We start from the raw sequence: 7,155 nt of genomic DNA on the forward strand, positions 1-7,155 counted from the left end.
CGTAATACACCACAAGCTAGCAATCATCAGACCAATATGACTCCACTCGTCAGTTCCGCTCAGACTCCGCCCGTATCTTGCCGTCAAACTTTCGCATCCTATTCGGTAAAGGAAATCAACCTGGAACGGATTCAGCAGTGCCAAATCATTGGCCAGACTCAATCCAGCTCGCCATCCCCGAAAGCAAGCATTCTTCGAACACCAAATTATCTATCGCTACCCCGGATTCGCTGAAAAATTCCAACTCTTTCTGCACTGTACTCAAGGTATCGGGAAAAAGTTCGACAGTACGCCGCAACCTTTCACAACCTACTTTTTTGTCGTCAAAAGCGGCACTCAAGGTAGCAAACCTTAACATAAACAACTGTTCGGGCCGCCACTCAACTAGAGCTTCCATCTTATCCATCTGTTTTTGCACTGACCGAACACTTGGCACCATCCTGTAAATTTCAAGCTTATATGCGGCGTCACCTAATAATGGATTCCCTCGTGCTTGATGGATAGACCTTCGGAGCTCGTCACTTGGAGCCTCAACAATGAACCCTTTTGACAAATTTACGTAATCCCTGAGCAAATACGAACCAACCAGCAAGCTGAACACAACCAGAGATACAGAAATAAATCTCGGAAGCGCTCTACTGGAGAAGCTCAGAGGTTTACCAGGAGACAGCAATGAACATGCAAGCATAAATATTAGCAAAAACGGAAAATACCAGAATGAAAACTCCAACATATTCTGAAAGAAAATCACCGCCACCACCGATAACAGGAACTTATTATCGGCTGAAAACTCCAAAAAATAGGCCTTGATGCTTACCCAGATTAAGAAACACAAGATTGCAGCTAAACCAAACAGCCCCCAGTCAACAGCAGCAATCAAGAAAATGTTGTGAGGATGCGTCCATAATTTGCCATTGCGATAAGGGTCATCCATCTTTGAATCGGCAGCAACGCTGAAAGCACCGTAACGACCAAGACCATTGCCAAAAAATGGATTTTCTACCAAATCAAAATTCTCAATGACTTTTTTCCACTCCTCGAGTCTCGCATTGCTTGAAAACGTTGCCTGTCGCTCCAGCATATCCGAAGCTTTTTGCCTATCTAAAAAGCCACTCTCGATAAGCGGCTCACTAAGCTTTTCATCGATAATTGGAACCGAAGGGTAGCAAACCACAATAAGGGCAATGACTATTAAACGAAACTTGTCTGGCAAAGCGGGTCTAAGAGATTTCTTTTTACCCAGACTCTGTGTGTATTCTGATAATAAAACCCATATCGTTGGCATAATAATCAGAATCACAACCATAAGAAGCCAGGCTCTGCTGCCCGTCAAAAGGCCAGTAAATATAAGAAAAATCGAGGCAGGTATGAATTTTTTTAGAGGATAGCTCTCCTTATTCTCAGCGTTGAAAAGCAAGGCAGACAGTGCAAGTACCAGAATCAAGCCTGTCAAGTTCGGCTGCCCCCATGGACCCAGGAGCCGACTACCATCCTCAGAGATCCACGGCAGAAGGTGCCGCAAAACCCCATAATATCTCGCCAAAGCAATACAGCCGACCAAAAGACCGGCGACAAGAATCGCTCCTGCAAACATTTTGATGAAATTCGCTCGACCTTTTTCTTCCGCTAACGTCGAACCTGAGATTACGGCGAGAACCGCACAGGCCCAAAAAATCAAATAACCCTGCCAGGAATAACTTGCTACTTCCGGTGCAGAAAAAGCAGAGAACAGAAAAACAAACCCAAAGCCCAAAACAACAAACAAAAAGTCTGGACACCTGATCCGATCACTGTATCGAAACAACGTCCAGGCGCTGAAAAGCGTAATTAGCATGAGGCTTGTGAACTGACGAGGAAAATCTGGAAGCGGGTACAAGTTCAAAGGAACTAGAAATGGAAGTACCAATAGTACACACAAAGCAATCATGTATATGCTCCAAAAAAAGAGCCCCTCTCACCGAGGGGCCTCTTCAATTAACACTTGATGTGCACTTTAAGCCATCTGAAGGTTTACGGCCCAGTACAGCCTGCTGGTACGTAGTTGTCCTTCAGGGAGGAGCTACCGCCGTCTGCAACCGCACACGTCCATTCGCCATTCGCGGAACGGGAAAGGGTGATAGTAGCGCCTGCAACTGTCGGCCCTGCGTTGCCACCCAACGTAACTTGGAGATCACCTTCACCGCCAGTGAAAGTGTCAACAGTATCGCTGGTAGTAACAGTATCTGTAAGGTTTGATTGTGTGAATCCCAGATCATCCCAAGTGAAGGAGATGTTGCCTCGGGTCAGATTCTCCTCGACAGCAGTTCTCAAGGCAGAGATTTCGCTATAAGCGCGGTTTACCTGAGTACGGGCGGTGTAATCCTGGTATTGCGGGATAGCGATTGCTGCCAGAATACCAATGATCGCAACAACGATCATCAGTTCGATCAGGGTAAAACCCTTTTGAGCGTGATTGATTTGCATGTTCTTCATTATCGACCTCTTCGTTTATCGTTGATCAACTCGATCTGGCCCGGGCCCGGTGGAGTCGCGCCCCGTGACCGGCATTTTGAGCCTGCCAGAAACCAAGCATCAGCCGTGCCAGCTTCTTTCGATTGCGAAAAAACGGAACTTTTCCACTTATAAACAAAGACTTAATGATACTATTGCCAACACTTTACTATCCAACAGGTTGCTGAGCCAAATGCCCGACGGCGTCAGTCGGTGACAAATATTGTCACTTCCGGGCACCCAAGCTCGCACCATTTCTCGAAGAGGGGCGTTAGAAGAAGCCTTTACACTGACGTCGGTGGGAACTGTATATTACACAGGGTCCTTTCCAAACCGAGGCTGGCCATCTAAACTCTCTGGGATTGACAAAACACCGATTTCAGTAACTTAGGCTGCGCTTCTTACTTAATTTATGTCTACCAATAAAAGCAACATCACGCTTACGGGCCTTGCGAGGCGCTTCGTGGATGACGGACTGCTGGATGAGGCAACGGCAAAAGATGCCTTTCTCCAAGCTTCGCAGAACCGGATCCCTTTGATCACCTACCTTACCCAGAACAACCTCGCCGATAGTTCGAAGCTTGCATTTTCCGCAGCGATGGAGTTCGGTGTATCGGTTCTGGATTTGTCAGCATTTCTACCGGAAATGATGCCGGAGAAGGTGGTTGACGAGAAGCTGGTTCGCAAGCATAACGCCCTACCTCTATATAAGAGAGGAAACAGGCTCTTCATTGCCGTTTCAGACCCGACCAATATCCAGGCCCTGGACGAGATCAAGTTCAATACGGGCCTAAGCACCGATGCGATATTGGTGGACGACGCCAAACTTCGGGAAGCCATCGAAAAATATCTGGAATCCCAGGACACCACCATGGGTGATCTTGATGACTCGGATCTTGAGGGTGTTGAAACTGAGGGTGGTGAGCAAGAAGATGATGGCGCTGTTGTTGCCAGTGAGGTGGACGACGCACCAATAGTGAAGTATGTGAACAAGATGCTGCTGGACGCGATTCGCGGCGGCGCCTCGGACATTCACTTCGAGCCTTATGAAAAAGTCTATCGGGTAAGATACCGCACCGACGGTATTTTGAAAGAAGTCTCCCGCCCCTCTATCAAGCTGGCTCCGAAGATTTCCGCCCGCGTAAAAATTATGGCTCAGCTGGACATTTCCGAGAGACGCGTGCCCCAAGACGGCCGGATCAAGATGAAGCTGTCCAAGACCAAAGCCATCGATTTCCGGGTAAACACCCTGCCCACTCTCTGGGGTGAGAAGATCGTTTTGCGGATTCTTGATCCCAGCCAGGCGAAGCTGGGTATTGATGTGCTTGGCTATGAAGCGGACCAGAAAGAGATGTATATGGATGCCCTGAAGCAGCCGCAGGGCATGATTCTGGTAACCGGCCCCACCGGCTCCGGTAAAACAGTTTCTTTGTACACCGGGCTGAATATTCTGAATACCCCGGATATCAACATTTCCACCGCGGAAGACCCGGCGGAAATCAATCTTGAAGGCATCAACCAGGTAAACGTGAACAACCGCGTGGGGCTGGGCTTTGCCGAAGCCCTTCGGGCATTCCTGCGTCAGGATCCCGATGTGATCATGGTGGGTGAGATTCGGGATTTGGAAACTGCCAACATTGCTATCAAAGCGGCACAGACTGGGCACCTGGTTCTTTCTACCCTCCACACGAACAGCGCCGCAGAGACTCTCACGCGGATGATGAACATGGGCGTGCCCTCGTTCAACATCGCTACTTCCGTGAGCCTCATAATTGCCCAACGTCTGGGCCGAAGACTTTGCAGCTCATGCAAACAGCCCTTTGACGTCCCGAAAGACGTGCTATTGGAGGAAGGGTTCACACAGGAACAAATTGATACAGGCTTCACGTTGTACCGCCCCAAGGGCTGTGATAAATGCAATGGAGGATATAAAGGCCGCGTCGGGATATACGAGGTGGTCAAGATTACCGAAGAGCTGGCGAACATGATTATGGAAGAAGCCAGTTCCATCAAAATTGCAAAGCAGGCTCAGGCCGAGGGCTTCCGTAACTTGCGCCAATCGGCACTTATGAAAGTGATCGAAGGCGTAACAAGCCTTGAGGAAGCCAACCGCGTGACGAAGGATTAAGCATGGCAGAGAAAGCACAGAAGCTGGAAGCGTATGTTTGGGAAGGGAAAGACCGAAAGGGCAATAAGTCCAAAGGCGAGCTCACTGGCTCTAACCTTGCACTGGTTAAGGCACAACTTCGCAAGCAAGGCATTATTCCGGACAAGGTCAAGAAGAAGCCCAAGCCGCTTTTCGGTGGCAGCAAGAAGATTACCCCCTTCGACATTGCCATGCTGACTCGTCAGCTTGCGACCATGATGAAGGCGGGCGTGCCTCTGGTGCAGAGCTTTGACATTGTTGCCGATGGTTTGGAGAACAAGGGGCTTCAGGAACTGGTTATGAGTATCCGAAATGATATTTCATCGGGTACCAGTTTCGCGGGCGCACTGCGTAAACATCCAAAGTATTTTGATGACTTGTATTGCAACCTGGTGGATTCCGGTGAGAAGGCAGGTGCGCTAGAGGCCATGCTCGACCGGATAGCTACGTACCTTGAAAAAACTGAACTTCTCAAGAAAAAAGTAAAGAAGGCGATGACCTACCCCATCGCTGTAATTGTCGTGGCGATCATTGTGACAGCCATCCTTCTCGTGAAGGTTGTGCCGCAGTTCGAGAGCTTGTTCCAGGGCTTCGGCGCGGAACTTCCCGTTTTCACTCAGTTTGTCGTAGAGCTTTCGGAGTGGCTGCAAAGCTGGTGGTTCGTGGTCTTACTGGGAATTGTGGGCACCATTTTCTTGTTTAAAGAAGCCAAACGCCGCTCGCAAAAATTCTCGGATCTGGTTGATAAATATGTGTTGAAGCTGCCTGTTGTTGGCGAAATCCTCGACAAATCTGCAGTTGCCAAATTTGGCCGTGTACTCTCAACCACCTTCGCTGCCGGTGTTCCGTTGGTAGACGCACTTGATTCTGTAGCCGGTGCAACCGGTAACGCGGTTTATCGGGACGCTATCGACCGCATCAAAAACGATGTATCGAGCGGCACCCAGCTTCAGGCTTCCATGCGCCAGCAAGACGTATTCCCTGTAATGGCCGTTCAGTTAACCGCGATCGGCGAAGAGTCCGGTAATCTGGATGAGATGCTTGCTAAGGTTGCCGAGCATTACGAGGCAGTGGTCGACGACATGGTCGATAACCTCACAGCCCTGATGGAACCAATGATCATGGCGGTTCTGGGCGTTCTGGTTGGTGGCCTGATCATTGCCATGTATCTGCCAATCTTCCAGATGGGTCAGGTTGTTGGTTAACGACCTGAAAAAGGGGTCAGATGAAGGCTTTCATCTGACCCCGAGTTCACGCTTTAAGTTGGGGTCAGAAGAAAGCGTTTATCTGACCCCGAGTTCCCCCGCCTGATTCTCGGATAATTGATGATTACTCTGGACGCCTTTCTCGCCACTCCCTGGCTTCTTTTTCTTTCAGTCACCCTCGTATCCCTCTGCATCGGCAGCTTCCTGAATGTTGTCATTCTCAGGCTGCCGAAAATGATGCACCAGGACTGGCGCTGCCAGTGCGAGGAGTTCCTGGAACTGCCTGACAAGCAGCGCAAGCAGGAGGAGCGGATTACGCTCTCCAAACCGGCTTCCACCTGCCCTTCCTGCGGCCATGGCATTCGGGCCTGGGAAAATATTCCGGTAGTGAGCTGGCTGGTTCTTCGGGGAAAATGCGCGTCCTGTAAGGCGCCGATCTCGCCCCGCTATCCAATCATTGAAGCCGTTACCGCGATTTTCTCGGTGGTGACCATTGCAGTCATCGGGCCGAATGAGTCGGCGCTTTGGTCGCTTCTGCTGGTTTGGTCTCTGGTGGCTTTGACTGTTATTGATTTCGATACCCAGTTATTGCCAGACAGCATTACCCTGCCCTTGATGTGGCTGGGCCTGGTGCTGAATTATTTTGGTGTGCTGACGGACTTTAACAGTGCCTTTTGGGGAGCGGTGGCCGGGTATCTTTCACTTTGGTCGGTTTATTGGCTGTTCAAACTGGTCACCGGTAAGGAAGGCATGGGGCACGGCGACTTCAAGTTGCTGGCCGCGCTGGGCGCCTGGCTGGGGTGGCAGTTGTTGCCGGCGGTAATTTTGCTGTCCTCGGTGGTTGGTGCGGTTGTGGGTATCAGTTTGATGGTGTTCAGGAAGCATGGGCGGGAGGTGCCGATTCCGTTTGGGCCTTACCTTGCCACGGCGGGGTTGCTTTGTTTGTGGTTTGGGAGTGAGATTCAGGCCGCCTGGTTTGGTTTTTTGGGGGTTTGATTTATGAACATCGTTGGCCTGACCGGCGGGATTGGCTCCGGCAAATCCACGGTGGCTCGCTTATTCGGTGAGCGTGGCGTGCATTGGGTGGATGCGGATGATGTGGCCCGCGAGGTGGTGGAGCCGGGAACGCCTGCGCTTGCTGAGATCGAGGAGCATTTTGGGGAGGAGATACTCACTCCCGAGGGTGCTTTGGATCGGGCGCAGCTGCGGGGGATTGTCTTTGAGAAGCCGGAAGAGCGGGCCTGGCTGGAGTCGCTTTTGCACCCTGTGATTCGTGAAGAATTGGTTCGGCAGTTGCACCCGCAACACTATCAG

6 protein-coding genes are annotated in these 7,155 nt (G+C 50.5%); 4 read left to right on the forward strand and 2 right to left on the reverse strand.

What is annotated here, in order from left to right:
• Positions 1-145: 145 nt before the first annotated feature.
• Both ACESMK_RS08495 and ACESMK_RS08500 read right to left on the reverse strand, forming a co-directional pair.
• Positions 146-1,927 carry a Wzy polymerase domain-containing protein gene (locus ACESMK_RS08495; RefSeq protein ID WP_372997190.1) on the reverse strand — a complete coding sequence of 594 codons (1,782 nt, stop codon included), beginning with the start codon at positions 1,925-1,927 and terminating at the stop codon, positions 146-148.
• Positions 1,928-2,010: 83 nt separating this feature from the next.
• Positions 2,011-2,472: a pilin gene (locus tag ACESMK_RS08500; protein ID WP_372997192.1), complete on the reverse strand. Its 462-nt coding sequence runs from the start codon at positions 2,470-2,472 to the stop codon at positions 2,011-2,013.
• A gap of 430 nt (positions 2,473-2,902) precedes the next feature.
• Between ACESMK_RS08500 and pilB the strand changes: the two genes are divergently transcribed.
• The 4 genes from pilB to coaE all read left to right on the forward strand — a co-directional run.
• Positions 2,903-4,618 (forward strand): type IV-A pilus assembly ATPase PilB, encoded by a 1,716-nt coding sequence (gene pilB / locus ACESMK_RS08505; RefSeq protein WP_372997194.1) that lies wholly within the window; start codon positions 2,903-2,905, stop codon positions 4,616-4,618.
• Between the two features lie 2 nt (positions 4,619-4,620).
• Positions 4,621-5,841, forward strand: a complete 1,221-nt coding sequence (locus tag ACESMK_RS08510; protein ID WP_372997196.1) for a type II secretion system F family protein — start codon at positions 4,621-4,623, stop codon at positions 5,839-5,841.
• Between the two features lie 120 nt (positions 5,842-5,961).
• On the forward strand, positions 5,962-6,837 hold the full coding sequence (locus tag ACESMK_RS08515) for a prepilin peptidase (protein ID WP_372997198.1): 876 nt from the start codon (positions 5,962-5,964) through the stop codon (positions 6,835-6,837).
• Between the two features lie 3 nt (positions 6,838-6,840).
• The coding region (gene coaE / locus ACESMK_RS08520) for a dephospho-CoA kinase (RefSeq protein WP_372997200.1) at positions 6,841-7,155 on the forward strand (315 nt) is incomplete at its 3' end.

Source organism: Marinobacter sp. (assembly GCF_041687235.1).
Classification (GTDB): Bacteria; Pseudomonadota; Gammaproteobacteria; order Pseudomonadales; family Oleiphilaceae; genus Marinobacter.